The sequence below is a fragment of the Nonomuraea sp. NPDC049655 genome (genome assembly GCF_044465465.1).
Taxonomy (GTDB): Bacteria; Actinomycetota; Actinomycetes; order Streptosporangiales; family Streptosporangiaceae; genus Nonomuraea.
This window is the reverse complement of the sequence record NZ_JBITLS010000008.1, coordinates 158,167-184,290: the sequence shown is the minus strand read 5'-3', so window position 1 is coordinate 184,290 and position 26,124 is coordinate 158,167. Positions and strand designations below refer to the sequence as shown.

At 72.7% G+C, this 26,124-nt stretch carries 20 protein-coding genes; 11 read left to right on the top strand and 9 right to left on the bottom strand.

Annotation, left to right across the window (positions count from 1 at the left end; translation table 11 throughout):
- Positions 1 to 19 precede the first annotated feature (19 nt).
- The gene (gene ald, locus ACIBQ6_RS26070) at positions 20 to 1,129 is read right to left on the bottom strand and encodes an alanine dehydrogenase (protein WP_358282942.1); all 1,110 of its coding nucleotides are present in this window, start codon (positions 1,127 to 1,129) and stop codon (positions 20 to 22) included.
- A 52-nt stretch (positions 1,130 to 1,181) separates the two neighbouring features.
- Entirely contained in the window at positions 1,182 to 2,564 is a 1,383-nt protein-coding gene (locus tag ACIBQ6_RS26065) for an aspartate aminotransferase family protein (RefSeq protein ID WP_358282940.1), read from the bottom strand.
- Positions 2,565 to 2,795: 231 nt separating this feature from the next.
- Here ACIBQ6_RS26065 and ACIBQ6_RS26060 point away from each other — a divergent pair, with 231 nt between their 5' ends.
- Entirely contained in the window at positions 2,796 to 4,151 is a 1,356-nt protein-coding gene (locus ACIBQ6_RS26060; protein ID WP_358282938.1) for a dipeptidase, read from the top strand.
- Between the two features lie 100 nt (positions 4,152 to 4,251).
- Positions 4,252 to 5,022, top strand: coding sequence for a phytanoyl-CoA dioxygenase family protein (locus tag ACIBQ6_RS26055; protein ID WP_397214981.1), 771 nt, complete (start codon positions 4,252 to 4,254; stop codon positions 5,020 to 5,022).
- A 250-nt stretch (positions 5,023 to 5,272) separates the two neighbouring features.
- On the opposite strand, the gene ACIBQ6_RS26050 is transcribed toward ACIBQ6_RS26055, so the two are convergent.
- Entirely contained in the window at positions 5,273 to 5,722 is a 450-nt protein-coding gene (locus ACIBQ6_RS26050; RefSeq protein ID WP_397214979.1) for a hypothetical protein, read from the bottom strand.
- Between the two features lie 94 nt (positions 5,723 to 5,816).
- On the opposite strand from ACIBQ6_RS26050, the gene ACIBQ6_RS26045 reads away from it, so the two are divergent.
- From ACIBQ6_RS26045 to ACIBQ6_RS26030, 4 genes are read left to right on the top strand one after another with little or no spacing between them, the layout of a single operon-like run.
- Positions 5,817 to 6,461 (top strand): alpha/beta fold hydrolase, encoded by a 645-nt coding sequence (locus ACIBQ6_RS26045; protein WP_397164899.1) that lies wholly within the window; start codon positions 5,817 to 5,819, stop codon positions 6,459 to 6,461.
- A gap of 60 nt (positions 6,462 to 6,521) precedes the next feature.
- Entirely contained in the window at positions 6,522 to 7,088 is a 567-nt protein-coding gene (locus ACIBQ6_RS26040) for an ATP-binding cassette domain-containing protein (RefSeq protein ID WP_397214977.1), read from the top strand.
- Positions 7,088 to 9,343: a YhgE/Pip family protein gene (locus ACIBQ6_RS26035; protein WP_397214975.1), complete on the top strand. Its 2,256-nt coding sequence runs from the start codon at positions 7,088 to 7,090 to the stop codon at positions 9,341 to 9,343. Before ACIBQ6_RS26040 ends, ACIBQ6_RS26035 begins: the two co-directional genes overlap by 1 nt.
- Complete coding sequence (locus ACIBQ6_RS26030) at positions 9,340 to 9,906, top strand: TetR/AcrR family transcriptional regulator (RefSeq protein WP_358282922.1); 567 nt, start codon at positions 9,340 to 9,342, stop codon at positions 9,904 to 9,906. Before ACIBQ6_RS26035 ends, ACIBQ6_RS26030 begins: the two co-directional genes overlap by 4 nt.
- 7 nt (positions 9,907 to 9,913) lie before the next feature.
- Here ACIBQ6_RS26030 and ACIBQ6_RS26025 read toward each other — a convergent pair whose 3' ends face one another.
- Positions 9,914 to 10,435, bottom strand: a complete 522-nt coding sequence (locus ACIBQ6_RS26025; protein WP_358283909.1) for a cysteine dioxygenase family protein — start codon at positions 10,433 to 10,435, stop codon at positions 9,914 to 9,916.
- Between the two features lie 117 nt (positions 10,436 to 10,552).
- Between ACIBQ6_RS26025 and ACIBQ6_RS26020 the strand changes: the two genes are divergently transcribed.
- From ACIBQ6_RS26020 to ACIBQ6_RS26010, 3 genes are all read left to right on the top strand, one after another.
- Positions 10,553 to 11,434 (top strand): LysR family transcriptional regulator, encoded by an 882-nt coding sequence (locus ACIBQ6_RS26020; protein WP_358282920.1) that lies wholly within the window; start codon positions 10,553 to 10,555, stop codon positions 11,432 to 11,434.
- A 60-nt stretch (positions 11,435 to 11,494) separates the two neighbouring features.
- Positions 11,495 to 12,124, top strand: coding sequence for a LysE family translocator (locus tag ACIBQ6_RS26015; RefSeq protein WP_358282918.1), 630 nt, complete (start codon positions 11,495 to 11,497; stop codon positions 12,122 to 12,124).
- Positions 12,125 to 12,208: 84 nt separating this feature from the next.
- Positions 12,209 to 18,364 (top strand): hypothetical protein, encoded by a 6,156-nt coding sequence (locus ACIBQ6_RS26010; RefSeq protein ID WP_397214972.1) that lies wholly within the window; start codon positions 12,209 to 12,211, stop codon positions 18,362 to 18,364.
- Positions 18,365 to 18,403: 39 nt separating this feature from the next.
- On the opposite strand, the gene ACIBQ6_RS26005 is transcribed toward ACIBQ6_RS26010, so the two are convergent.
- From ACIBQ6_RS26005 to ACIBQ6_RS25985, 5 genes are read right to left on the bottom strand one after another with little or no spacing between them, the layout of a single operon-like run.
- Positions 18,404 to 19,990, bottom strand: a complete 1,587-nt coding sequence (locus ACIBQ6_RS26005) for an acyl-CoA synthetase (RefSeq protein ID WP_397214970.1) — start codon at positions 19,988 to 19,990, stop codon at positions 18,404 to 18,406.
- A complete protein-coding gene (locus ACIBQ6_RS26000; protein ID WP_352323091.1) occupies positions 19,990 to 21,138 on the bottom strand; it encodes a thiolase domain-containing protein in 1,149 nt (382 codons plus the stop codon). Before ACIBQ6_RS26000 ends, ACIBQ6_RS26005 begins: the two co-directional genes overlap by 1 nt.
- A gap of 3 nt (positions 21,139 to 21,141) precedes the next feature.
- Positions 21,142 to 22,161 (bottom strand): thiolase domain-containing protein, encoded by a 1,020-nt coding sequence (locus ACIBQ6_RS25995; protein ID WP_397164912.1) that lies wholly within the window; start codon positions 22,159 to 22,161, stop codon positions 21,142 to 21,144.
- Positions 22,158 to 23,060 (bottom strand): Zn-ribbon domain-containing OB-fold protein, encoded by a 903-nt coding sequence (locus tag ACIBQ6_RS25990; RefSeq protein ID WP_397214968.1) that lies wholly within the window; start codon positions 23,058 to 23,060, stop codon positions 22,158 to 22,160. Before ACIBQ6_RS25990 ends, ACIBQ6_RS25995 begins: the two co-directional genes overlap by 4 nt.
- Complete coding sequence (locus ACIBQ6_RS25985) at positions 23,050 to 24,600, bottom strand: acyl-CoA synthetase (protein WP_358282872.1); 1,551 nt, start codon at positions 24,598 to 24,600, stop codon at positions 23,050 to 23,052. Before ACIBQ6_RS25985 ends, ACIBQ6_RS25990 begins: the two co-directional genes overlap by 11 nt.
- Before the next feature lie 126 nt (positions 24,601 to 24,726).
- Here ACIBQ6_RS25985 and ACIBQ6_RS25980 point away from each other — a divergent pair, with 126 nt between their 5' ends.
- Complete coding sequence (locus ACIBQ6_RS25980; RefSeq protein WP_397214966.1) at positions 24,727 to 25,536, top strand: crotonase/enoyl-CoA hydratase family protein; 810 nt, start codon at positions 24,727 to 24,729, stop codon at positions 25,534 to 25,536.
- Between the two features lie 105 nt (positions 25,537 to 25,641).
- Positions 25,642 to 26,115 (top strand): carboxymuconolactone decarboxylase family protein, encoded by a 474-nt coding sequence (locus tag ACIBQ6_RS25975; protein ID WP_397214964.1) that lies wholly within the window; start codon positions 25,642 to 25,644, stop codon positions 26,113 to 26,115.
- The last annotated feature ends 9 nt before the right edge of the window (positions 26,116 to 26,124 follow it).

The window sequence follows — 26,124 nt, the reverse complement described above, 5'->3', positions numbered from 1 at the left end:
CCGCGCCCCCGGAAGAGGATCAGAGAACGTCGGCGACCGGCGTGTACGGCAGCCCCAGCGCCTGGGCGACCGGCTCGTTGGTGAGCAGGCCGTCATGGGTGTTCAGACCGCCCGCGAGGCCCTGGTCGGCCTTCAGCGCGTCGCGCCAGCCCAGGTTGGCCAGCTTGACCGCGTACGGGAGCGTCGCGTTGGTCAGGGCGTAGGTGGAGGTGTTGGCCACCGAGCCCGGCATGTTGGCCACGCAGTAGAAGATCGAGCCGTGCACCGTGTACGTCGGCTCGGCGTGCGTGGTCGGCCGCGAGTCCTCGAAGCAGCCGCCCTGGTCGATGGCGATGTCCACGAGCACCGAGCCCGGCTTCATCCGCGCGACCAGGTCGTTGGAGACCAGCGTCGGAGCCTTGGCGCCGGGGATCAGCACCGCGCCGATGACCAGGTCGGCCTGCAGGACCTCGCGCTCGATCGCGTACGAGGTGGACACGAGGGTCTTGAGCCGGCCCTGGTAGATGGCGTCGATCTGGCGGAGCCGGTCGATGTTGGTGTCGAGCACGGTCACGTCCGCGCCCATGCCCACGGCGATCTGCGCCGCGTTGAGGCCCGAGACGCCGCCGCCGATGACGACGACCTTGGCCGGGGCCACGCCGGGCACCCCGCCGGGCAGCACGCCGCGGCCGCCGTTGAAGCGCATGAGGTTGTAGGCGCCCACCTGCGGCGCGAGCCGGCCCGCGACCTCCGACATCGGGGCGAGCAGCGGCAGCGTGTGGCCCACCTGCACGGTCTCGTACGCGATGCCGGTCGTCCTGGCGGCGAGCAGGGCGTCGGTGCACGGGCGGGAGGCGGCCAGGTGCAGATAGGTGAACAGGACCAGGCCCTCGCGCAGGCGGTGGTACTCCTCGGCGATGGGCTCCTTGACCTTCAGGACCATGTCCGCCCCGGCCCAAACGGCGTCGGCGTTGTCGAGGATCTTCGCGCCCGCGGCGAGGTACTCCTCGTCGGTGATGTGTGAGCCGAGGCCGGCACCCCGCTGGACGGTGACGTCGTGACCGTTCCGCACCAGCTCGTGAACACCGGCGGGGGTGACCGCCACACGGTATTCGTGGTTCTTGACCTCGGCAGGGACGCCGATCTTCATCGTAGGGATCCTTTCGGAGACCGGCACTTCGTCGTACCGGGTGGGGAGGGTGTTAGAGGCGCGCCCACGCTTCCGAGAGCACACCCCGCAGGATGGATCCGATCTCGTCGAACTCCCTCTGCCCCGCGATCAGCGGGGGCGCGAGCTGGATCACGGGGTCGCCGCGGTCGTCCGCCCGGCAGTAGAGTCCGGCGTCGAACAGCGCCTTGGACAGGAATCCGCGCAGCAACCGCTCGGACTCCTCGGCGTTGAACGTCTCCTTGGTGGCCTTGTCCTTGACCAGCTCGATGCCCCAGAAGTAGCCCGAGCCCCGCACGTCGCCGACGATCGGCAGGTCGCGCAGGTCGTCGAGGGTGGCCTGGAAGAGGGGCTCGTTCTTGGTGACGTGGCCGAGCAGGTCCTCGCGCTCGAAGATGTCGAGGTTGGCGAGGGCCACGGCGGCCGACACGGGGTGGCCGCCGAAGGTGTAGCCGTGGGCGAACATGTTGTCGCCCTGCTTGAACGGCTCGAACAGCCGCTCGTGCGCGATCATTGCGCCGATGGGCGAGTAGCCGCTGGTCAGGCCCTTGGCGCAGGTGATGATGTCGGGCACGTAGTCGAACTTCTGGCCGCCGAACATGGTGCCGAGGCGGCCGAAGGCGCAGATGACCTCGTCGGAGACGAGCAGCACGTCGTACTCGTCGCAGATCTCGCGCAGGCGCTGGAAGTAGCCGGGGGGCGGCGGGAAGCAGCCGCCGGCGTTCTGGACGGGCTCGGCGAAGACGGCGGCCACCGTGTCGGGGCCCTCCATCTCGATGGCGCGGGCCACGCGGTCGGCCGCCCAGATGCCGTACTCCTCCGGCGACATGCCGGGGATGCCACTGATCTCGTCGGCGCGGTAGTGGTTCGTGTTCGGGACGCGCACCGAGCCGGGCACGAGGGGCTCGAACATCTGCTTGAACGCCGGGATGCCGGTGATCGACAGGGCGCCCTGCGGGGTGCCGTGGTAGGCGATCTGGCGGCTGATGACCTTGTGCTTGAGCGGCTTGCCGACGAGCTTGTAGTACTGCTTGGCCAGCTTCCACGCGGTCTCGACGGCCTCGCCGCCGCCGGTGGTGAAGAAGACCCGGTTCAGCTCGCCCGGCGCGTGCTCGGCCAGGCGGGCGGCCAGCTCGGCCGCCTTGGGGTGCGAGTAGGACCACAAGGGGAAGAAGGCCAGCTCCTGGGCCTGCTTGGCGGCGGCCTCGGCCAGCTCGCCACGCCCGTGCCCGACCTGGACGACGAACAGCCCGGCCAGGCCGTCGAGGTAACGCTTGCCGTGGATGTCGTAGATATAGGACCCCTCACCGCGCACGATGGTCGGGATCTCGTTCTCCTGGTAGGCGCTGTGCCTCGTGAAGTGCAACCACAGGTTGTCCTGCGCGGCCTTCAGGACGTCGTTTTCCGGCTGCGTCATGGTTATCTTCCCTCGTGTCGAACTCCCCACAGTGTGCATCTTCACCTGCGGTTTGCCAAGCGAATCGGTCGCAGCACTATGCAAGAAAATCGAGATCCGCAGAACCGTTGTGTAACGGCAACGAAATCCGCAGGTAGATTAACGCGCGGGTCATGCCCGTTTCCATACTGTGGAACCTTCTGTGATCCAATGAGACCAAACTGCCGAGAACGACCCCCGGGGGACCGTCCCGTGACTCCTGACCAGATCGAGAGCGCCGTCGCCGCCGCGATGCCCCGAGCCATCGAGGAGCTCAAGCGGCTCGCCGCCATTCCCTCCGTGGCCTTCCCCGGGCACCCGGAGGAGCCGGTCTACGCCGCCGCGGCGGCGACGGAGGAGCTCGTGCGCTCGGCGGGCCTGCCGCACGTCCAGCAGGTCGCCGTCGAAGGCAGCTTCCCCGCGATCTACGGCGAGGCCCCGGCCCCTCCCGGCGCGCCCACCGTCCTGCTGTACGCGCACTACGACGTGCAGCCCGCCGGCGACCTGGCCGCCTGGCGCACGCCGCCGTTCGAACCCACCCTGATCGACGGCAAGCTGTACGGCCGCGGCTGCGCCGACGACAAGTCGGGCATCATCTCCCACATCGCCGCGCTGCGCGCCTTCCAGGGCCGGTTCCCGGTGGGCATCAAGGTCATCATCGAGGGCCAGGAGGAGTACGCGGGCGAGCGCCTGGAGGCCTTCGTCGAGCGCAACCCCGAGCTGCTGCGGGCCGACGCCATCGTGGTCGCCGACACCGGCAACCCGCGCGTCGGCGACCCGGCGGTCACGACGTCGCTGCGCGGCATGGCGGCCTTCACCATCGAGGTGCGCACGCTGCGCGAGGCCGTGCACAGCGGCTCGTTCGGCGGCGCCGCCCCCGACGCGCTGGCCGCCCTGATGCGCATGCTGACCGCGCTGCACGACGAGAACGGCGACATCCGGGTGCCCGGCCTGCCGCGCGGCAGCTTCCTCGGCCAGGGGCCCTCGGAGGAGGAGTTCAGGAAGACCGCCGGCGTGGCGGACGGCGTCTCGCTGGTCGGCTCCGGCTCGCTGGCCGACCGGCTGTGGGCCTCGTACGCCATCACCGTCACGGGCCTCGACGTGCCGACCGTGTCGGGCGCCGTGAACGCGGTCCAGCCGGCGGCGCGGGCCCGGGTGACCGTCCGGGTGCCTCCGTCCGGCGACCCGAAGACCACGGTCAACGCCGTGGTGGAGTTCCTGCGCCAGGTGGCGCCGTGGGGCGTGCAGGTGTCCTTCGACGACTTCACCGTCGGGTCCGGCTTCCAGGCCGACTCCGGCGGCAAGGCGCGGGCGGCGCTCAACCGGGCGATGGAGCGCGCGTTCGGCCGCCCGCCGCGCGACGTGGGCGCGGGCGGGTCGATCCCGCTGGTGAACACGCTGCTCAAGCAGTACCCGGCGGCCGAGATCCTGCTGTTCGGCGCCGAGGACGAGGACGCCGCCATCCACGCCCCCAACGAGCGGGTCGACCTTGAGGAGCTGCGCCGGGTGGCCACCGCCGAGGCGCTGTTCCTGCAGGAGCTGAGCCTGCCGTCGGCGCTCGGCGTCTGAGCCGCGCCTCTCGCCCCCGGGCGGAAATTGCGTTGCCCTTCCTGGCCGGCGTTCGTCAGACTGCACGACGTTCCGCGGAAACTGCCGGGAGGGGCTGCGTATGTTGACCGACGAGCAGATCGAGTCGTTCGTCGAGGACGGGTTCGTCCGGCTTCCCGGCGCGGTTCCCCGGGAGACCGCCGAACAGTGCCGGGCCGAGCTGTGGGCGGCCAGCGGCTGCGACCCCGACGACCCGTCGAGCTGGACCCAGCCGGTCGTGCGGCTGGGCTGGATCGCGACCCCGCCGTTCCGCGCGGCGGCCAACACGCAGGCGCTGCACGAGGCTTACGACCAGCTCGTGGGCTCTGGGCGGTGGACCGCGCCCATGGGCCTCGGCACCTTCCCGCTGCGTTTCCCCAGCGACGAGGAGCCCGGCGACGACGGCTGGCACCTGGAGGCGAGCTTCGCCGGTGACGCCGGCGAGTACCGGGTGAACCTGCGCTCGCGCGGCCGGGCCCTCCTCATGCTGTTCCTGTTCTCCGAGGTCGGTCCCGACGACGCCCCCACCCGGGTACGCGTCGGCTCACATCTGGACGTGCCCGCCCTGCTCGCCGATTCCGGGGACGAAGGGCGTGAATGGCTCCCGCTGTGCGGGGAGGCCGTGCCGCTCAGCGAGGGGCGCCGGGAGGTCACCGTCACCGGCTCCCCCGGCGACGTCTTCCTGTGCCACCCGTTCCTGATCCACGCGGCCCAGCCGCATCGCGGCAGCGTGCCGCGGTTCATGGCCCAGCCGCCGCTGATGCCGACCGGCCTGCTCGACCCCACCGGCACCGCGCCGACGCCGGTCGAGCGCGCGGTCCTGAAGGGGTTGAACGGGACCGCTCCGGCTTAGAACGCCGAGCGGTCCGGGCGTCTCAGGCGTGGTGGTCCGCCAGGCGTGGTGTCTGGTTGGTCGTGCCGCGGCTGACCAGGCGGAGGCCGGTTTCCACCAGGGCCCAGCCCAGCCGTCGTTCCCAGGCGCGGGCGACCGTCCCCGGGTGCGTCCGGGCTGTCCGACGGGGGGTCCGGGCGGCGGCGCGCAGTTCTTGCCCGCGCACTCGCTCGACAAGTAGGTATAAGTCGGGATTCATCCTGCTCTCTCCTCACGTCGTGAACGGGAACCCGTACAGGTGCACGGCCACGTTCTCGCGGCCCTCGGTGTCCCCCGCCTCGCCGGCCGCCCTGCCGCGGGCCGTCCACTTCACGACCACGTCGTCGATCTCCTGCCTGAGGTCGCGCAACTCCTCCGCGGTCAGCGACAGCAGGAACTCCGACCCGAAAGACGAGTCCTGCCAGGCCTCGCTCCAGGCCCACTGCGCGTCGAGGTAGCCGTCGTACATCTCGGCGAGCTGACGGGCGTGCAGGCGGGACAGGGTCTGGTGGACCACGACGCCCTCGGGGCTGTCGCGGAAGTCGGAGTTGCGGGTGGAGAAGCTCTCCGCCGACGTCCGCCACCAGCGCTCCCGGGCGTCGCCCCGGCCGCCCTGCGTCTCCTCGATGAGGCCGTGCGAAATAGAGGTTGCGAGACATTTTCTGTCGCAGCCGTTCGCCATACTGCGTCGGGAACAGGGACCCGACGAGGGGAGCAGCAGCCATGAGCGAGGCATCGCGGGGCGTTTCCGGCACGACGGCGCGGAGGTGAGGCGGATGGCGACGTTCGCGCTGATCCACGGCGGCGGCAGCTCCGCCTGGGACTGGCACCTGGTCGAGGCCGAGCTGCGCGCCCGGGGCCACCGCACGGTGGCCGTCGACCTGCCGATCGAGGACGAGTCGGCCGGGCTGGCCGACTACGCCGACACGGTGGCGCGGGCCGTCGGCGAGGCGGACGAGCTGGTCGTGGTGGCCCACTCGTGGGGCGGCTTCGTCGCCCCGCTGGTCTGCGACCGCCTGCCCGTCAAGCTGCTCGTGCTGGTCACGGCCATGATCCCGGTCCCGGGCGAGCCGCCGGGCGAGTGGTGGGCCAACACCGGCTACCGAGGCGCCGAGGGCCTGGACACGATCGCCGAGTACATGCACGACGTCCCGGAGGAGCTGGCGCAGGAGGAGTTGTCTCGGGGGCGTCCGCAGGCGGAGAAGTCGTCCGTCGAGCCGTGGCCGGGCGCGGCGTGGCCCGACGTGCCGACGCGGTTCCTGCTCTGCCGGGACGACCGGTTCTTCCCGCCCGAGTTCATGCGGCGGGTGGTCCGGGAACGGCTCGGTGTCATGCCCGACGAGATCGGGGGCAGTCACATGGTCATGCTGTCGCGGCCGAAGGAGCTGGCCGAGCGGTTCGAGGCGTATCTCACAGTGTGACGCACCGCATCACAAGGTAATCTTTTGTACTGACCAGTCAGTTCAAGAGATGGGGTTGTGGTGATCGTCGCGGAGGGCTTGTCGATCGAGGGGGTGTACCCGGCGGTCTCGCTGAAGGCGGGCCCCGGGACGCTCACGGCGGTCGCCGGACCGGCGGGCAGCGGGCGGACGAGCCTGCTGCTCACGCTGGCCGGGCGGATGAAGCCGACCACGGGCACGCTCTCCGTCGCCGGGCACACCAGGCCGCGGGCCATCCGGAAGGCGGCGGCGCTCGCGCTGGTCGACGGCGTGACGGATCTCGACAGAGCGCTGACGGTCAAGGAGCACCTGCGCGAGCGCAGGCGCAAGCCGTACCAGGAAGTCCTGAAGCGGGCGGGGCTCGCGGCGCCGGACACGACGCCGGTGAGCGAACTGGACCGCGAGCAGCAGGTGCGCCTCGGCGTCGCCCTCGCCCTGCTGGACGAGCCCGCGGTGATCCTCGCCGACAACGTGGACGCGGGCCTGCCCGACGACCGCGTACGGGAGCTCTGGGACCTCCTGCGCGACCTCGGCGCCGGCCTCGGCACGGCCGTGGTCGCCAGCTGCGTGCGCCCGCCCGCCCGCTACGACCACCTCGTGGAGCTGTGATGAAGGGCATGCTGCGGTCCCGGTTGACCCGGGCTGCGCTGGCGGCGGTGATCGTGCTGCCGCTGCTGTACGCCGGACTGTACCTGTGGTCGTTCTGGGACCCCCAGGGCAACCTCGACCGGGTCCCCGTCGCGCTGGTCATGGAGGACCGCCCGGCCACGGTCGACGGCAAGACGCTGCACGCGGGCCAGGACCTGGCCGACGAGCTGCGCGAGCGCCGGACGTTCGCCTGGCACGAGGCCACGCCCCGGCAGGCTGCCGACGGGGTCGCCGACGGCAGCTACTACCTGTCGCTCACCGTGCCCGCCGACTTCAGCGCCCGCCTGGCCTCGCCGTCCGACGACACGGCGACCCCCACCCCCGCCCAGCTCGGGCTGCGCGTGGACACCGGCCGCAGCTACATCGTCGGCAGCATCTCCGACGCGGTCTTCAACGAGGTGCGCGCCGCCGCCGAGCGCACGGCCATCCACGACTACTTCGACAAGGTCTTCGTCTCGATCGGCGACATCCACGACGCCACCACCGAGGCCGCCGACGGCGCCGGCAAGCTGCACGACGGCGCGGTCAAGGCCGGCGACGGCGTCTCCCGGCTCAACTCCGGCCTCGGCACCGCCGAGAACGGCGCCCAGCAGCTCTCCGTCGGCCTGAACAGCGCCAACACCGCCACCGGCAAGCTGCGGAACGGCTCGGCCCAGGTCACCGGCGGCATCGGCAAGGCGCAGCAGGCCATCGGCGAGCTGCGCGACGGCCTGCGCAAGCTCCGCAGCGAGGGCACCTCCGAGCTGCGGAAGGGCACCCGGAAGGCGGCCGACCAGGTCCACACCCAGACGCGCGCGGTCAACCAGCTCGCCGACAAGTACGTGCCGGTGCTGAACGAGTGGGGCCCGAAGGTCGCCGACGCCGCCGAGCAGGTGGCCGACGCCGCCGACCGGCTGGCGGACGGCTCCGGCACGGGCGCCGGCGCGACCCGCGCGGCGGGCAGCGCCCGCGAGGCCGCCTCCCAGGCCCAGGCCGCGCTCGACCGCCTCGGCGCGGACGCCGACCCCGAGGTGCGCTCCTTGCTGCGCAGCGCGGCGAACGCCGCCGAACGCGCCGCCGAGCAGGCCGGCTCTGCGGGCACCGGCGGCACGGGCGGCGCCTCCGCCCTGTCCGCCCAGGCCCGCGAGCTGGCCAGGAACGCCAGGAAGATCGCGGCCGTGGCCCCGCAGATCGGCCCCAAGGTCGACCAGGTCAGGACCCAGGTGAACGCCCTGGACGACGGCCTGGCCAAGCTGGCCGCGGGCGCGGCGACCGTGGACGCGAGCCTGGCCAAGGCCGGCACCGGCGCGGGCACCCTCTACCAGGGCGCGACCAAGCTGCACGACGGCTCGGCCCAGGTCACCAGCGGCCTCGGGCAGCTCGGCGGCGGCCTGGTCAAGCTCAGCGACGGCGCGAGCACCCTGCGCACCGGGGTCGGCCGGCTGCACGACGGCGCGGGCCAGGTGGACAAGGGCATGGACCAGCTCGCCAAGGGCTCGAAGGACCTGGCGGGCGGGCTCGGCGAGGGCGCGGAGAAGATCCCCGACTACGACGCCCGGCAGCGGGCCGCCCGCGCCGACGTGATGAGCGACCCGGTGCGGCTGGCCAAGACGGTCGACAACGAGGTCCCCAACTACGGCACCGGCTTCGCGCCGTTCTTCCTGCCGCTGGCGCTGTGGGTGGGCGCGATGATCACCTTCATGGTGCTCAAGCCGCTGAACCAGCGGCGGCTGGCCGGGACCCAGGGCGCGGTGCGCATCGCGCTGGCCGGCTGGCTGCCCGCGGTGGCGCTGGGCGCGGCCCAGGTCGGCGTGCTGGCGGCGGTGCTGCGGTTCGCGCTCGGCCTGGAGGCGGCCCACTGGCTCGGGGTGATCGGGCTGCTGCTGCTGGCGGCGGCCGCGTTCCTGGCGGTGGTGCAGGCGGTCAACGCGCTGCTCGGGCCGCCCGGCCGGGTGGTGGGGCTGGCGCTGCTGATGCTCCAGCTCACCTCGGCGGCGGGGACGTACCCGATCGAGACCTCGCCCGGGTTCTTCCAGACGATCTCGCCGTGGCTGCCGATGAGCTGGGTCGTCTCGGCGCTGCGCAGGCTGATCAGTGGCGGCGATCTGACCGTGGTGTGGCAGGCTTGCGGCGTGCTGTCCGCATTCCTCGTGCTCGGGCTCGCGCTGACCACCCTCGCGGTGGAGCGGGGCCGCGTCTGGTCCATGAAGCGCCTTCACCCCGAGCTGTCGCTGTGAGCAGGCAGGACACCCGGGCGAAGGTGTTCACGGCGGCGGTCGAGCTGATCGCCGAGCAGGGCTACGCGGCCACCACGGTCGACGCGATCGCCGAGCGCGCCGGGGTGGCCAAGGGCACCGTGTTCTACAACTTCGGCAGCAAGGAGGGCCTGTTCTCCGCGCTGCTGGAGCACTCGATCGAGCGGCTGGCGGGCGCGCTGGCCGCCGCCGACACCGGCGAGAGCGGTGTGGCCGCCCTCGACTCGGTCGTGCTCGGCCAGCTGCGCTTCTTCGAGGAGCACGGCCCGTTCGCCCGGGTGTTGCTGGCCGAGATGTGGCGCACCGCCTGGCAGGAGGCGGTGGCGCGGCTGCGCGAGAGCGCGCTCGGCGTGTACGCGGGCGTGCTGCGCAGGGCGGCGGCCGGCGGTGAGATCCGCGCCGACCTCGACGTGGAGACGGCGGCGACCGCCCTGTTCGGCATGGTCCTGACGGTCGCCATCGAACGCCGCGCCCTCTACCCCGAGCGGCCGATCGAGCAGACCCACCAGACCCTGGTCGAGCTGCTCCACGGCCGCATCAGGTGAGGCGGGCTCAGCGCACCGGCAGCTCGTAGACGCGGCGCACGCTGCTGCCCAGCTTGCCGACGTCGGCGCCGTACACGTGCAGCGACACCCCGACCTCGTCGCTGGTGTTGAGCACCATGTGGATGTCGCCGGGCGGGGCGAAGCCGCTGACCTCGCCCGGCCGGTTGTCGGCGCGTCCGATCTCCAGCAGGTGGTCGCCCATGTCGCGGTAGAGCGTCTCGTGCTCGATGCCGCTGAGGATGCCGAACGTGCACCACGACACGTGGTCGTGGATGACCGTGTACTGGCCGGGACGCCACACGACGGCCACGATCGAGAACTCGTCCTGGGCGTGCAGCAGGTGGGAGGAATAGCGGTCGGGCGTGCCGAGGCGCTCCTCGGGCGTGAGGATGTCCATGCCGGGCAGCCGGTCGCGCAGCAGGTCGGCGACGGCGAAGGCGGTCTCGCGGGCGCCGAGCTTCCTGGCCACGATCTCGGAGATGCCGGACACCAGAACGTCGAGCCCTGGCCTGGTGGTGGTCGCGACCATGTTCACGGTGTCCCCCTAGGGAAAATGTGGAAATTTGTCCTCCCTCTCTACGGTGGCCCATGGCGATCGATAGGTCCAACAGAAGTCTTCTGGCCTATTGATAGATACGATTGATGAATGCTCGACGTCGCCCGGCTCCGCGTCCTCGTCGCGGTGGCCCGCAAGGGGTCGCTCACCGCGGCCGCCAAGGAGCTCCACTATTCCCAGCCGTCCATCAGCCACCACCTGGCCCGGCTGGAGGCCGAGACCGGCGCCAAGCTCGTCCAGCGGGTGGGGCGCGGCATCCGGCTGACCGAGGCGGGCCGGCTGCTGGCCGACCGCGCCGCCGACATCATCGGCCGGATCGACGCCACCGCCGAGGAGCTGGCCGCCCACGTGGGCCTGCGCGAGGGCCGCGTGCGGCTGGCCGCCTTCCCGTCGGCGCTCGGCACGTTCATCCCGTCCGCCGTCCGCCGTCTGGCGGCCGCCCATCCCGGGCTGCGGCTGGAGCTCACCGAGACCGAGCCGCCCGAGGCCCTCAGGCTGCTGCGCGCCGGCCGGGTCGACGTCGCCGTCATGTTCCGGTACGACGACACCGCCCCCGAGGACGCCGGCCTGCACCTGATCCACCTCCTCGACGACCCCAGCTACCTGGTCTCCCCCGAGCCGGGCGGCGAGCTGGCCGACCACGCCGACTCCCCCTGGATCGCCGGCTGCGACCGCTGCCGCAGCCACCTGCTCGACATCTGCGCCAAGGCCGGGTTCGAGCCGCGCATCTCCTTCACCAGCGACGACATCGTGGCCGTGCAGGCGCTCGTGGCGGCCGGCATGGGCCTGACCGTGCTGCCCGGCCTGGCGCTCACCGCCCACCGCAACCCCGACGTGGCGGCGGCCCAGGTGCCCGGCTCCACCAGGCACGTGTACGCCGCCGTCTACGGCGACCCGCCGCACCCGCCGGCCACCGGCGCCCTGCTCGAAGCGCTCGGCGCGAGCCTGCCGCCCGCCGGCGAAGGCCGTTGACGGCGTCCTTAGGACAAGCACATGAGGGAAAACCGTTGACGGCGTCCTTACGATGAGCACATGCCGGACATCACGCATATCGCGCTGTTCTGCGCGGCCACGCTGGGACTGCTCGTGGTCCCCGGCCCCGCGGTGCTCTACATCGTCACCCGCAGCGTCTCCCAGGGCCGGTCCGCCGGGTTCGTCTCGGTGCTGGGCGTGCACGCCGGCTCGCTGGTCCACATCGGCGCGGCAGCCCTCGGCCTCAGCGCGCTGATCGCGGCCTCGGCGACCGCGTTCACGGTCGTCAAGTACGTGGGAGTGGCGTACCTGCTCTGGCTCGGCCTGCGCAAGCTGATGAAGCGCGGCGGGGGGTCCGAGGAGGTCGTCGAGCTGCAGGTGCAGTCCAGGCGGCGGCTGTTCTGGGAGGGGTTCGTGGTCAACGTGCTCAATCCGAAGACGGCCGTGTTCTTCCTGACCTTCCTGCCGCTGTTCACCGTCCCGGCGGCGGGGCCGGTGGGACCGCAGATCCTGATGCTCGGCGGGTTGTGGCTGGTGCTGGGGATGGCCAGCGACGGCATGTACGCGCTGCTGTCGTCCACGCTGGCGGGACGGCTGCGCGGGTCCGTACGGGCGCGGCGGCGGCTCGACGTGGGCAGCGGCCTGGTCTACCTCGGGCTGGCCGCATGGCTCACAACCGAGAAGGCATGACAAGCCGCGAAATTTCCCGCTCTTAATGCGATAGTGAGATCGATCGGGGGACGAAAAGCCGGGACGTAGCAGCTAGGCGGACCCATGGACGCGCCACCGCACCGCCTCGGCCTCGAACGAGTCGTCGAGGTCTACTCGGGTCACGACGACGTGGTCGGCGTGACCGGGACCGGCCATGTGATCGGCACGGACCTCGTGCTGACCGCGTCCCTCGTGGTGGATCCCGGCGCGCCCTGCCAGGTGCGCCCGCCGTGGTCGTCCCGGTGGGCGACAGCCGAGCAGGTCTGGCGCGGGCACGGCGCGGTGCTGCTGCGGGTGCCCGGACCGCCCTGGGCCGACGTGCCCGGCATCGGGCACCTTCGGTGGGCCGCCTTGTCAGGGGAACGGGTGCCGTGCCTGGCCATGGGGTTCCCGCGGGCACGGCGGCGGTCGGGGTTCAGGGACGTCCGGGTGCTGTCCGGAACCGCCGCCGCCCCCACGGGCCCGGCGTCGCGGACGCTCAGCATGGACGTGCCCGGCCCGCCGCCTCCGATGGAGGTGTGGGCGGGGCTGACCGGAGCCGCGCTGCTGGCCGAGCCCGCCGGGCAGGTCGCCGCCGTCGTCACGGCCTCGGCCGCCGGGCACGCCCGGGGGCGGCTCGACGCGGTGCCCGTGGGCGTGCTGCTGCGCGACGACCGGTTCCGCGAGCTGACCGGGGCCGCGCCGGGCCCGCTGGAGAGCGTTTCCGCCGGTGACGGGCGGGTGGTCCTGTCCGGGCTGCTGCTGCCGGCGCGGGAGCCGTTGCCGTCCGACTGTCCGGACTGGCGGCTGCTGCTGCCGCGGCACGCCGTGGTGCCGTACTCCGGGCGGGACGGGCAGCTCGCCGCCCTGCGGGCCTGGGCCGGGGAGCCGGTCGCGCTGTCGGTCGCGGTGGTGACCGGGCGGAGCGGCACGGGCCGTACCCGGCTGGCCGGGGAGTTGTGCGAGGAACTGCGGGAAGCGGGCTGGGACGCCGGATTCCTGGCCCTGGACGCCGCGCTCGCCGCCCTGTCCGGGCGCGCGGCGGTGTCTTTGGAGGCGGTGCGGCCCTCGCTGGTGGTCGTGGAGTCGCCGGAGCCGTCCGGTCCGCTGGTGGGCGAGCTGGTACGGCGGCTGGCCAAGCACGGGCACAACCCTCGCGTACGGGTGTTGCTGCTGGCCCGCGAGCCCGGCGAGGCGGAGTGGTGGCGGCGGCTGGACACGGCGGCGGGCGGCTGGCTGCGCCGGCTCAACACCACGACCGTGCAGCTCAACCAGCACCCGCTCACCCTGAACGAGCGCACCGAGCACGCGTTCACGGCGATGAAGGCGTTCGCGCCGAGCCGGGCCGCGCTCCCCACGCCCCCGCGCCTGGACGACCCCGAGTACGGCCTGCCGCTCCGCGTCCACCTCGCGGCCCTGCTGCGGCTGCGCGGCGGCGAGACGGAGGTCCTGCCCGCGCCCACCCTTCCGGACGCCCTGCCCGGCGGCGGGATCGGCGCCCCGCCCTACCGGACGGTGCCCGAGCCCCGCCCCGGGACGTCCTGGAACGCCTTCCGTCCCGGCGGCCGGAGCGGAACCCGGACGCGCGCGACGGTGACCGTCGGCGAGGAGCTGCTCAGCCGCTTCCTCGACCGCGAACGCGACCAGTGGGCCACCGTCTGGCCCGCCGGCCGCGCCCAGGTGGACGAGACCACCGCCCGGCAGTCCGTCGCCCTGCTCACGCTCACCGCCCCCACCCCCGCCGAGCTGCCCGGCCTGCTGTCGGCCGTGCCCGCCCTGCACGGCGATCCGCAGGCCGCGGCGGTCGTCGCCGACTGGCTGGGACGCGTCTTCCCCGGCGTGGACCGGCTGTGCCCGCTCGGGCCGGACCTGGTGGCCGAGCAGGCGCTCGCCGAGACCGAGGACCTGGACGCGCTGGTCCTGGCCGTGCACGACCACGAGCGGCGGACGGCCGGACACCTGGCACGCCTGCTCGACGTGCTCCGCCTGGGCGCGGAGCGGGCGGAGGTGGGGCGGGCGCTGCGTTCGCTGGTGACGTCCAGGATCGGGGCGCTGGTCGCGGAGGCGGCGGCGAACCCCGCCACCCGGCTCGGCGACCTGCTCAACGCCGCGCTCACGCAACTGCCGGCCGACCGGGCGGCGACCGCGGCGGTGGCCGCGCTGCCCTTGGAACCACAGGTGGATGCGCAGATCGATTCCCGAGGGGATTCGTGGGGCGCTTCCCGGGCTGGGCCGCCGCTCGGGTTGCGGGCCCTTGAGGTGACGCTGGCCGAGCTGGCCGTACGGCACTTCCGTGCAGGCGGCAGGCGGACCGCGCTGGCGGGGGCGCTGGCCCGGCTGTCGTCCCGGTTGTCGGCCGTGGGCCGGGTGGGTGAGGCGGTGGTGGCCGCCGCCGAGGCCGTGGAGATCTTCGCGGCCGCTCCCCCGTACGAGGAGGCGGCCGGTCAGGCGGAGGCGCTGTTCGTCCTGGGGGCGTGCCTGCTGCTCGCGGGCGAGCCCGGCAGCGCGCTCAGGCCCGCGCAGGAGGCGGCGACCCGGTTCCGCATCCTGGCCGAGGACGACCCCCGGTACGCGGGACGGGCCGGGCAGGCGTACCACAACCTGGCGTGCGCGCTGCTGGACTCGGGGCGGACGGCCGAGGCGGTGGAGGCGTTCGCGGCCGCGGGCGGTGCCGGCGAGGTCGCCGCAGCCCTGACCGACGTCCTCACAGCGCACGCCTCCCCCACAAGCCCCACTCTCGCTCCCCCGACCCCCGCGCCCATCACCGCACAACCCCCGTCACCCAGCTCCCAACAGCCCACCCCACCCGATGCCGGACCGCCCGTCATGCCGGGCGGCATCAGGCGGGTGCCCGCGCCTGTCCCGCCATTCGCCTTGCCCGGCCCCGAGCCGGGGGCGTTGCCCGAGTTGGCCGCCTGTCTTGCCGTCGCGGCCACCGCCGCCGTGGCGGGCGCGGCGCCGACCGACAGGGATCTGGCTCAGCGGTTGTGCCTGCTGGCCGGGTGGCTCGGTGAACACGGCAGGGCGGCCGAGGCCGTCGCTCCCGCCGCAGAGGCCGTCGTACGGCTGCGCGGCCTGGCGGACGAGGAGCCGGGCCTGCGGCTGATGCTGGCCGAGGCCGCGGGCCTGCTGGCCGGGCTGCACCGCGCGCTGGACGACCTGGACCAGGCCGAGCGGTTCGCCGCCGAGGCGGTGCGGAACCTGCGCTCGCTGGTCGCGCTCGAACCCGACGAGCACCGACCGGCCCTGACCGTCCAGCTCCTCGACCTGGGCGAACTGCTGCTGACCGACGCGCGCCCCCGCGACGCGCTCGACCCGCTCCAGGACGCCGCGATCCTCGCCTCCGAACTGGACGAGCGGCACAGGGCCGTCAGGGCCCGCTCCAGACACCTGCTCGCCCTCTGCCTCTCCGGACTCGACCGCCCCGCCGACGCCCGAGCCCATGCGCAGGCAGCAGTCGCTCTGTACGACGCCCTGGGCACCGAAGACGCGTCCTACCGGCGACACCGGGAGGAGATCCGAGCCTGGCAGGAGTCGACGACCGACCCCACCGCCGCGGCGGCCGGAGAAACCGAACAGCCCTGGATGACCGCCCTGATCACCCCGCCGCCCGACGTGGCCAGAGCCGAACGAACCCTGATCGAACGCCGCGCCGCCCTGGAGCCTGCGGACGGCCCCGCATCCGCCGACGGCCCCGGGCCGCAAGCCGCGCGGGTGCAAGCGTACGCCGCCGCCCAGGCAGCGCTGGCACGCGCCTGGGCCGAAACCGGACGCGCCCGCGACGCCCTCCGCCTCGCAACCCAGGCCGCCGACCTGCTACGACGCCACGCGACACCTGACGACCCCGGCGACGGGAGCACCCGGGGGGCTGGAGTCGGTGGGGCGGTCGCGGGCGGGGTGGGCGCGGGTGGGGTCGTTGTGGGTGGGGCCGTTGTGGGTGGGGCCGTTGTGGGTGGGGCCGTTGTGGGGGCGGTTGGGCGGGCGCTTGTGGGGTTGGGGCGGTATTCGGAGGCGGTGCCGTATCTGCGGGGTGCCGTTGAGGCGTGTGGGCCGCAGTCCGAGGTCAGCTTCGTGGTGCAGCAGGAGTTGGCCAAGCTGCTCGTCCTGGAGGTAGCGGCGCTGGAGGCCACGGGCCGCCTGGAGGTCGCCGACGGCGAGGCGGAGCGGCTGGTCGCGGTGTGCGAGGGGCTGGTGGCCGAGCGGCTGGAGTCCCCGGTCGTGCTCGCGGGCGCGCTGCGTCTGCACGCGGGCCTCCGGCTGGCCGCCGGGAACGTGGCAGGAGCGCTCCAATCGGTCACCCGCGCCCTGGACATCCTCGTGCCCGAGCCGCCCGAGCGCACCCGTCTGCTCACCGCCACCTGTCTGGAGCTCAGCGGCCTGTGCCACGCCGACCTGGACGAACACGACCTCGCCGCCGCCGAGCTGGCCAAGGGCGTCGCCCTGATGGCCGAGGCGGGCCCGCTCACCCGGGACCTGGCCGGCGTGCACGTCCGAGCGCTGGCCCGCCTGGCCCGGCTCCGCGTGACCGGCCACGGCCCGTCCGCCGGAACCGACCTGTACGCCCAGATCCTCCGGGTACGCCCGCTGCCGCACCCCGACGTGCTCACCACGGCCGTGGACGAGCTGTCCGCCCACCTGCGCGCGGCCACCCCGAGGACGGCCGCCAGGCTGCTGCCGCTGCTGACGGCGTTCGCCGAGGCGTTGGAGCGCGAGGCCCCGGTCAGCGAGAACCCGCTGCTGCACGAGCGGTTCGGCCACTGCCTCATGTTCGGCGGCGCGACGGCGGCTCCGGCCGTACGCGTCCTCAAGGGGCTGGCCGCGTTCGACGCCCGCCACCGGCACTCCCTGGGCCTGGCGCTGGCCGCGCTCGGCGACGCCGACCTGACCGTCCTTGAGCAGGCCGTGGACCTGTTGTCCGAGGACGGGAGAGCGCTGGCCGAGACGCTGAACAGGTACGCGGTCAGACTGTTGGAGGCCGGTCGGCCGGTGGAGGCGCTGGCCCACTCGGAACGCGCCGCCGACCTCTGCGACGAGCTGGACGAGCCCGCCGTCGCCGCCGTCACGTACGCCCAGCTCGGCGCCGCTCTGGCCGCCCTCGACCGTCCGCAGGCCGCGCTGGAGGCGGTGACCTGGTCGCTGGCCGAGCAGGACCGCGCCGCGGAGGCGCGGGGCGGCGAGGCCGGGCTGCTCGGCGTGCGCGCGCAGGCGATCCAGGTGCGCGGGCAGGTGCTGCGCGCGTCCGGCCGGACGCAGGAGGCGCTGGCCCACCTGGTGGAGGCCATGCGCCTGCACGTCCGGCTCGCCCGGCCCGCGGCGGCGGCCGAGGTGGCCGGGACGGTCGCCGACGACCTGCTGGCCGCCGGGCGTCCCGAGGAGGCCGCCGAGTACGCCAGGATCGCCGTCACCGGCCTGCCGCCGCGCACGCTCAGGCATGCCCTGGCCACCCAGCGCCTGGTCAGGTGCCACATGATGCTGGGCGAGGCGCGGGAGGCGGGCGCGCTGGCCGAGGAGCTGATCCGGCTGGCCAGGCGGTCGCCGGGCGAGCTGACGTACCGGGCGATCCTGGCCGATTCGCTGGCGCAGAGCTCGGAGCTGCTGCCCCTGCTGCGGCCCGGCGCGGCTGCGGAGGCCGAGCAACGGGCCCGCGAGGCCATCGCGATCTACGACGAGCTGCTGACCACGGGCATGAACGCCGAGGCGCTCCACGTCAGCCGGGCGGGGGCCGGGCTGACGCTGGCCGCCGCGCTCCGGCTGCGCGAGCAGCCGGCGGCGGCGGTGGGGCCGCTGCGCGAGGCCGTCGCCGTGCTCGAACGCCATGCCCCCGCGAACCCCCTGCTCGGCGGCATCCTGTCCCGCGCCCTGCTCATGCTGGGCGACGCGCTGATGGAGTCGGGCCGGGCGCTGGAGGCCGGCCTGGTCTTCCATCGCGGCGCCCAGGTCATCGACGACGAGCCGGCCGCCGCCGTCGCCCACGCCCGGCTCGGCTTCTGCCAGCAGGAGCTGGGCAGGGACGACGCGGCCGACACCGCGCTCCGGGTCGCGCACGGCCTGCTGCGCGGCCTCCTGACGGCCGGTGCCACCGCCCCGAACGGCGGGAACGGCGGGAACGGCGGGAACGGCGAGCTCACCGAGCTCACCGAGCTGCTGCGCGACGTGCTGCGCGGCCGGCTGCGGCTGCTGGAGAAGTCCGGCAGGCGCGAGGAGGCGGCCCAGGTGGAGGCCGAACTACGCACGACCTAGCCACCGCACGGCCGCAGCCCACGAGCGACGACCGGGTGGTCAGGGGGTGGCGGCTTCGGCGGTTTGCCTGGCCCAGCGGTAGTCGGCCTTGCCGGCGGGCGAGCGGACCATCTCCTTCACGAACGCGTACGAACGCGGCACCTTGTACCCCGACAACGACGCCCGGCAGTGAACGTCCAGCTCGGCGGCGGTCACCTCGACGCCGGGACGCGGCTCGACCACCGCCGCCACCCTGCTCCCCCACCGGTCGTCCGGCACGCCGGTCACCACCGCGTCGAACACCGACGGATGACCCTTGAGCACGGCCTCGACCTCCTCGGGGAAGACCTTCTCGCCGCCGGTGTTGATGCACTGCGAGCCGCGGCCGAACACGTGCACGGTGCCGTCGGCGTCCACGGTCGCCAGGTCGCCGGTGAGCAGCCAGCGGGTGCCGTCGGGGTCGGTGACGAACGTGCGCGCCGACTTGTCCGGGTCGTTGTAGTAGCCGAACGCCACCCGCCCGGACCTGGCCACCGTCCCCATCTGCCCCGAACCCGGCGGAACGGGACGTCCCCGCTCGTCCAGGACGCTGATCCTGGCCGACGGGTTGGGCTGGTAGCGCAGCCCGGTCTCGGGCGTGGAGCCGGGCAGCGCGGAGGCGGTGTAGCCGGACTCCGTCGAGCCGAAGCTGTCCACGATCATGACGTCGGGCAGCAGGCCCTGGAGCCGGTCGCGGACCGCGCCGCTCAGGATCGCGCCGGTCGAGCTGACGACGAACAGCGACGACAGGTCGTACGTGCCCGTCTCCAGCGCCTCGGCCAGCGGCCTGGCCATGGCGTCGCCCGTGATGCTCATGGTCAGCACGCGCTCGCGCTCGACCGCCCGCCACACCTCGCCCGCGTCGAACTTGGGGACGAGCACCATCGTCCCGCCCGCCCACCAGCTGATGAAGGTGGCCATCTGCGCGGCGCCGTGCATGAGCGGCGAGGTGGCCATCATGATCATGGGGGTGGCCTTGACGGCCTCGTCGATCACCTCCTGCGGGGTGGTGCGCGGGTCGCCGTACGGGTTGCCGCCGCCGAAGGCCATGAACAGGTCCTCGACGTGCCACATCGCGCCCTTGGGCATGCCGGTGGTGCCGCCGGTGTAGATGATGTAGACGTCCTGGCCGGTGCGCGAGGCGAAGCCGCGTTCCGGATTGCCGCGCTCCAGCGCCGCCTCGTACGGCACCGCCGAGGCGATCGACGACTCGCCGCCGACCGCGATCAGGTGCTCCAGCAGCGGTGCCTGGTGCGCGACGGCGGCCACGCGGGGGTCGAACTCGACGTCGTAGACCAGCGCGCGCAGGTCGGCGTCCTGGTAGAGGTAGAGCAGCTCGGCCTCGACGTACCGGTAGTTGACGTTGATCGGCACGGCCCGGATCTTGAGCGCGGCCAGCAACCCGGCCAGGTACTCCACGCCGTTGTACAGGTGCAGACCGACGTGCTGGCCCGGCCGCACGCCCAGGCCGGCGAGGTAGTGGGCGAGCCGGTTGGCCTCGGCGTCCAGCTCGGCGTAGGTGCGCCGCCGGTCGCCGCAGATGACGGCGGTGCGGTCCCCGATCACGTCGGCGAGTGCTTCGAACAGGTCCGCGTGGTTGAACTCCATCAGGGTCTCTCCCGTCCGACGATCCACATCGCGAAGAACTGGGCTCCGCCGCCGTAGGCGTGGCCGAGCGCCGTGCGAGCGCCGTCCACCTGGTGCTCGCCGGCCTGGCCGCGCACCTGGAGCGCGGCCTCGGCGAACCTGATCAACCCCGAGGCCCCGATCGGGTTGCTGGACAGCACGCCGCCGGAGGCGTTCCACGGGATGTCGCCGTCGAGGGCCGTGGCGCCGGACTCGGTCAGCTTCCAGCCCTCGCCCTCCGCCGCGAATCCCAGGTTCTCCAGCCACATCGGCTCGTACCAGGAGAAGGGCACGTACACCTCGGCCACGTCGATCTCGCGGCGCGGGTCGGTGACGCCGGCCTGGCGGTAGACGTCGGCGGCGCAGTCCTTGCCGCCCTGGGGGCTGACGGTGTCGCGGCCGGCCCGGAAGATGGGCTCCGAGCGCATGGCGGTGCCGTGCACCCAGGCGGGGGTGCCGGTGACCTTGTGCTCGGCGGCCAGGACCATCGCGCACGCGCCGTCGCTGGACGGGCAGGTCTCCAGGTAGCGGATCGGCTCCCAGAGCATCGGCGTGGACTCGACCATCTTCTGGTCGATGCCGGGGATCCTGAGGTGGGCGTAGGGGTTCTTCAGGGCGTTGAGCCGGTCCTTGACGGCGACCAGCGTGCCGATGTGGCCGGGCGCGCCGGACCTGCGCATGTACTCGCGGATGTGCGGCGCGAAGTAGCCGCCCGCGCCGACCACGAGCGACGCGCTGAAGGGCAGGTGCGTGGACAGCGCCCAGGTGGCGTTGGACTCCGACTGCTTCTCGAAGGCCACCACGAGCACCCGCTCGTGCACGCCGCCCTGGATCAGGCTCGCGCCGACCAGCGCCGTCGAGCCGCCGACGCTGCCCGCGGTGTGCACCCGCATCATCGGCTTGCCCGCCGCGCCGAGCGCGTCGGCGAGGTACGCCTCGGGCATCATCACGCCCTCGAACAGGTCGGGCGCCTTGCCGACCACGACGGCGTCGATGTCCTTGAACGTCAGCCCGGCGTCCTCCAGGGCCCGCAGCGCCGCCTCGCGGACCAGGCCCGCGATGGAGACGTCCCTGCGCTTGGTGGTGTAGTGCGTCTGTCCGACCCCGATCACCGCGCAGCGGTTGCCCATGATTCACGCCTCCAGGACCGTGACGAGGTTGTGCTGCAGGCAGGGGCCGCCGGCGGCGTGCCCGACGGTGCGGCTCGCGCCGCCGTCGAGGATGCGCCGCGCGGCCTCGCCGATGCGGATGAGCCCCGTGGCCATGACGGGGTTGGCGGCGAGCGGTCCGCCGGACGGGTTGATCAGCGTGTCGCCGCCCAGTTCGAGCGCCTCGCGCAGGATGAGCTCCTCGTGCGGGAACTGGGCGTGCAGCTCGGCCACCTCGACCGGGCCCTTGCCGACGCCGGCGGCCCGTGCGGCGTCGGCCGCGGAGACCGACCTGGCCAGGTCCCGCGTGCCCAGGTAGTGGGGCTCGATGCGGTGGGCGATGCCCTTGACGAACGCGGGGCGGCTGGTGAGCCGTCCGGCCAGTTCCGCCGTGGCCAGCACGATCGCCGCCGCGCCGTCCGTGACGGGCGGCACGTCCGTCTTCCTGAGGGGTTCGACCGCGACTTCCTCGCCGTCCGGTTCGGGCAGGTCGAGCGCGTACGGGTTGCTCCTGCCGTCCGCTCTGGACCTGCGGACGATCTCGTCGAGCTGCTTCCTGTCCGCGTCGAGCGCGTTCGCCTGGAGTGCGGCCAGGGAGAGCTGGTCGAGGCCGAGGGGTTCCAGGTAGTAGGGGTCGAGCTGGAGGGTCATGATGGTGCGCAGGTCGCCGAGCGACGACTTGCCGAAGCCGTAGACCAGGGCCGAGTCGATGTCGCCGTGCTGGAGGCGGACCCACGCCTCGTACAGGGCCCAGGCGCCGTCCATCTCGACGTGGCTCTCGGAGACGGGCGGCCAGGCGCCGAGCGCGTCCAGGGCGCTGACGAACGAGAACGGCGCCCCGGCCAGGTAGTCGCAGCTCCCGGAGCAGGTGAAGCCGAACCTGGTCAGCCCGGTCCGCTCCTTGACCTCGCTGATCACCGGCAGGATCAGCTCGGGCTCGGTGAGCCCGGTGTCGTGGTCGGTGTGGACGGTCTGCGCGAACGCGACGATCGCGACCTCTCTCATGACAGCTCCACGTCGGGCTCGCCGGTGGGGGCGAACCAGCGGATGTTCGCCATGGACTTGCTCCGCTCCTCCTCGGGCACCCAGACGGCCCTGACCCGCATGCCCTGGCGCACCTCGTGCGCGGGTACGTCGCCGATCAGGGCGATCATGGGGATGTCGGCGTTGTCGAGCAGGATGTAGGCGGAGACGAACGGCACTTCCGGTGCGCGCGGATCCGGCAGGTTGTTGATGGCGAACGTGGTGATCGTCCCGGTGTCGGGGAGTTCGAGCGTCTCCGGGATGAGACCTCCGCACTGGGGGCAGGACATCCGGTACGGCACGTACACCTGGTCGCACTGCTCGCAACGTCCGCCGAGGAAGACGCCGCGCTCGACGCCCTCCAGGAAGACGCGGAGCGAGCCGCCCGCCTGGAGGCGGTACTCGGCCCGCACGTTGGACACGATCTTCGTGACCTCGGGCGCGAAGTGGGCGATGTCGGTGATGTGGCCCGTGGGCCGGTCGCGCCACACCGGCCAGACCCGGGAGCCCTTCGACAGCGCCCTGGGGTCGTCGGCGGCGACGGCGTGCACGAGCGCGGTGTCGGCGCCGTCCAGCAGGATCGTGGCCCAGGCGAAGGGCCGGTCGAGCGGGTGGTTCTGCAGGGGCTCGGGCACCCAGGCCCAGGAGGTCACCGTGCCGGCCGGGCCGACCTCGACGTACTCGGAGGTGACGGGGTCGCCGGTGGCGGGGTCGTATTCGAGGGGCGGCACGAGCACCTTGCCCTCTTTCGTGCGCACTCCGACGATGCGGCGGCCGCGTAACTCGGTGAGGAAGCGCCCGATCACCGACCCGGTCGTGCGGGTGTAACCGCCGGGGAACTCCAGGACGTGCTGGGCGACCAGCGGATCGTCAGATGGCACGGTCGTGACCCTCCCAGTACGGTGCGCGGAGCTTGCGCTTGAGCAGCTTGCCGTTGGGCTCGCGGGGCATCTCGGCGATGAAGTCGACGCTCTTGGGCCACTTCATCCGGGCCAGGCGGCCCTCCAGCGAGGCGATCAGCTCGGCCGCGAGCTCGGGACCCGGCGCGACGCCCGGCGCGGGCTCGACGACGGCCTTGATCTGCTCGCCCCAGTCGTCGTCGGGGATGCCGAACACGGCCACGTCGGCGACCTTGGGGTGGATCATGAGCTCGTTCTCGATCTCGGCCGGGTAGATGTTCGTCCCGCCGGAAATGATCATGTCGGCCTTGCGGTCGCAGAGGAAGAGGAAGCCGTCCTCGTCCAGGTATCCGATGTCGCCGACCGTGAAGTAGTCCTTGAGCCGGTTCGCGGCGGTCTTGTCGGGGTCGCCCTTGTACTCGAAGGGCACGCCCATCATCTTCATGTAGATCGTCCCGGGGGTGCCGGTCGGCACGGGTTCGCCCTCGTCGTCCGCGATCAGCAGCTCGCTGATCGGCCAGGCGGAGCCGACCGTGCCCGGATGCGCCTTCCAGCCCTCGGGCGTGGCCAGGGTGCCGCCGCCCTCGGTGGCCGCGTAGTACTCGTAGATGCAGTCGCCCCACCATTCGAACATCGCCCATTTGACCGGGACCGGGCAGGGGGCGGCGGCGTGGATCATCCACCTGAGCGAGGACAGGTCGTACTTGGCCCGGGTGGCCTCGGGGAGCGCGAGCAGGCGCTTGAAGTGCGTGGGGACCATGTGAGAGTTCGTGACGCGGTAGCGCTCGCACAGCCGGAGCGTCTCCTCGGCGTCCCATCTGTCCATGTAGACGAGGGTGTGGCCCATGTGCAGGGCGCTGCCGCCGAACTGGGTGACGGCGGTGTGGTAGCTGGGCGAGGTGACCAGGTGCGCGTTGGGCGGCCCGGCCGTGATGCCGAACAGGCCGAGCAGGAAGGTCATCAGCTCGGCGCCGTCGTCGGGGTCGAGGCCGCTCAGCGTGCGCCGGACGCCCTTGGGCCGGCCGGTGGTGCCCGAGGTGTAGTGCATGGTGGCGCCGGCCGTGCGGCCGGGCGGCGCGGTGTCCGGTTGCCCGGCGGTCAGCTCGCCCGCCGGGCGGAAGCCGTCCTGGCCGCCGTCCCCGAGGAGGAAGCGGCGGTGCGGCTCGATCGCCTCGGCTCCCCTGGCGCCCTCCTGGAGGAAGCGGGGGTGGACGAAGAACGCCTTGGCCTCGCTGTCGGACACGATGTAGCCGATCTCCGGGCCGGTGAGGTGCCAGTTGATCGGCGTGTAGTACCAGCCGGCCTGGAGCGCGGCCAGGTAGAGGACGAGGCCGTCCGCGCCGTTCGGGACCAGGCCGCAGATCCCGTCGCCCGGCTCCAGGCCGAGCTCGCGTAACCCGTGGACGAGGCGGTTCGAACGGGCCAGGAGGTCACCCGCGCGGTGCTCCGTGCCGTCGGGGTCGACGGCCGCGATCCACTCGGGATCCGCCTGCGCCAGCCTCCAGAAACCGAGTGTGCCCATCTGATCTCCTCAGCTCAGGCGTAGCAAAACAGGAACTTGTTCTCGTTTGCTGTGGGGAGCGTATCCCGCGGGTAAAGTTCGTAGCAAGCGCTTGATTTAGTAGCTTCTGGGACTTGGGAGGCGTACATGGAGCTTCTGCCGATCAGCACCCCGCACTGCCGGGTGGAACGCGACGGCCACGTCCTGACCGTCACGATGAACCGGCCGGAGGCCCGCAACGCCCTCTCCTCGGACATGCTGATCGGGCTGGCCTCGGCGTGGGCGTACGCGTCGGCGGAGCCCTCGATCCGGGTCGCGATCCTGACCGGGGCGGTGGGCACGTTCTGCGCCGGGGCCGACCTCAAGGCCATGGGCCAACCCTCGACCGATCCAGAGGTTCAAGCAAGAGCCGCCCAGATCCCGAATTTTCACTGGAAGGGGCTCTTGAGGGAGGACTTGCCGACAAAGCCGATCATCAGCGCTGTCGAGGGGTACGCGGTCGCCGGCGGCACGGAACTGCTGGTCGGGACGGACCTGCGAGTGGTGGCGGAATCGGCCACCCTGGGGCTGTTCGAGGCCAAACGCGCACTCTTCCCCATGGGCGGCTGCGCGGTCCGGCTGCCCCGCCAGATCCCGTACTGCCACGCCATGGACCTGCTGCTCACCGGCCGTTCCGTGACCGCCGCCGAGGCCCTGGCGATGGGGCTGGTCAACCGGGTCGTGCCGGACGGGCGGGCGCTGGAGACGGCCCGGGAGCTGGCAGCGGACATCGCCGGTTCCGGACCGCTGGCGGTCCAGGCCATTCTGCGGACGTACCGGGACACCCTGGGCATGCCGGAGCCCGAGGCCCTGAAGGTGTCGGACGAGCTGGGCTGGCCGGTGATCGGCTCGGAGGACGCCAAGGAGGGCACCCGGGCCTTCCGCGAGAAGCGCCCGGCCCGCTACGAAGGCCGCTGACCACTCGCCGGGAGGAGAGACGCACGTCACATCCGTTCCTGTCACATCCCGTCCGGCTGCCCCGTCCGAGAGGTGGAAGCAGTCGACGACGACAAGGAGCGCGTCATGGAATCCCGTCTCAACCTCTTCGAGAACCAGGTCGCGGCCAAGGTCATGAAGCACCTCATCGGCACCAACAAGGTCATCATGGACTCCGGCCTGCCCCACGCCACGCAGGAGCTGGTGAAGATCCGGGCCAGCCAGATCAACGGCTGCGGCTTCTGCACCGACATGCACACCAAGGACGCCGCGCACGCCGGTGAGACCTCGATCCGGCTCAACCTGGTCGCCGCCTGGCGCGAGGCCAAGGTGTTCACCGAGGCCGAGCGGGCCGCGCTGGAGCTGGCCGAGCAGGGCACCCGCATCGCCGACGGCGCCGGCGGCGTCCCGGACGAGGTCTGGGCGAACGCCGCCAAGCACTACGACGAGGAGCAGCTCGGGGCGCTGGTGTGCCTGATCGCCCTGATCAACACCTTCAACCGGGTGAACGTCATCATCCAGCAGCCCGCGGGCGACTACGTGCCCGGCATGTTCGGCTGACCGAGAGCC

Excerpts from the sequence above, each read along its gene's own strand:
- ald (WP_358282942.1), bottom strand. The coding sequence starts at position 1,129 with ATGAAGATCGGCGTCCCTGCCGAGGTCAAGAACCACGAATACCGTGTG.
- ACIBQ6_RS26065 (WP_358282940.1), bottom strand. The coding sequence starts at position 2,564 with ATGACGCAGCCGGAAAACGACGTCCTGAAGGCCGCGCAGGACAACCTG.
- ACIBQ6_RS26055 (WP_397214981.1), top strand. The coding sequence starts at position 4,252 with ATGTTGACCGACGAGCAGATCGAGTCGTTCGTCGAGGACGGGTTCGTC.
- ACIBQ6_RS26050 (WP_397214979.1), bottom strand. The coding sequence starts at position 5,722 with ATGGCGAACGGCTGCGACAGAAAATGTCTCGCAACCTCTATTTCGCAC.
- ACIBQ6_RS26045 (WP_397164899.1), top strand. The coding sequence starts at position 5,817 with ATGGCGACGTTCGCGCTGATCCACGGCGGCGGCAGCTCCGCCTGGGAC.
- ACIBQ6_RS26035 (WP_397214975.1), top strand. The coding sequence starts at position 7,088 with ATGAAGGGCATGCTGCGGTCCCGGTTGACCCGGGCTGCGCTGGCGGCG.
- ACIBQ6_RS26025 (WP_358283909.1), bottom strand. The coding sequence starts at position 10,435 with ATGGTCGCGACCACCACCAGGCCAGGGCTCGACGTTCTGGTGTCCGGC.
- ACIBQ6_RS26020 (WP_358282920.1), top strand. The coding sequence starts at position 10,553 with ATGCTCGACGTCGCCCGGCTCCGCGTCCTCGTCGCGGTGGCCCGCAAG.
- ACIBQ6_RS26015 (WP_358282918.1), top strand. The coding sequence starts at position 11,495 with ATGCCGGACATCACGCATATCGCGCTGTTCTGCGCGGCCACGCTGGGA.
- ACIBQ6_RS26010 (WP_397214972.1), top strand. The coding sequence starts at position 12,209 with ATGGACGCGCCACCGCACCGCCTCGGCCTCGAACGAGTCGTCGAGGTC.
- ACIBQ6_RS26005 (WP_397214970.1), bottom strand. The coding sequence starts at position 19,990 with ATGGAGTTCAACCACGCGGACCTGTTCGAAGCACTCGCCGACGTGATC.
- ACIBQ6_RS26000 (WP_352323091.1), bottom strand. The coding sequence starts at position 21,138 with ATGGGCAACCGCTGCGCGGTGATCGGGGTCGGACAGACGCACTACACC.
- ACIBQ6_RS25995 (WP_397164912.1), bottom strand. The coding sequence starts at position 22,161 with ATGAGAGAGGTCGCGATCGTCGCGTTCGCGCAGACCGTCCACACCGAC.
- ACIBQ6_RS25985 (WP_358282872.1), bottom strand. The coding sequence starts at position 24,600 with ATGGGCACACTCGGTTTCTGGAGGCTGGCGCAGGCGGATCCCGAGTGG.
- ACIBQ6_RS25980 (WP_397214966.1), top strand. The coding sequence starts at position 24,727 with ATGGAGCTTCTGCCGATCAGCACCCCGCACTGCCGGGTGGAACGCGAC.
- ACIBQ6_RS25975 (WP_397214964.1), top strand. The coding sequence starts at position 25,642 with ATGGAATCCCGTCTCAACCTCTTCGAGAACCAGGTCGCGGCCAAGGTC.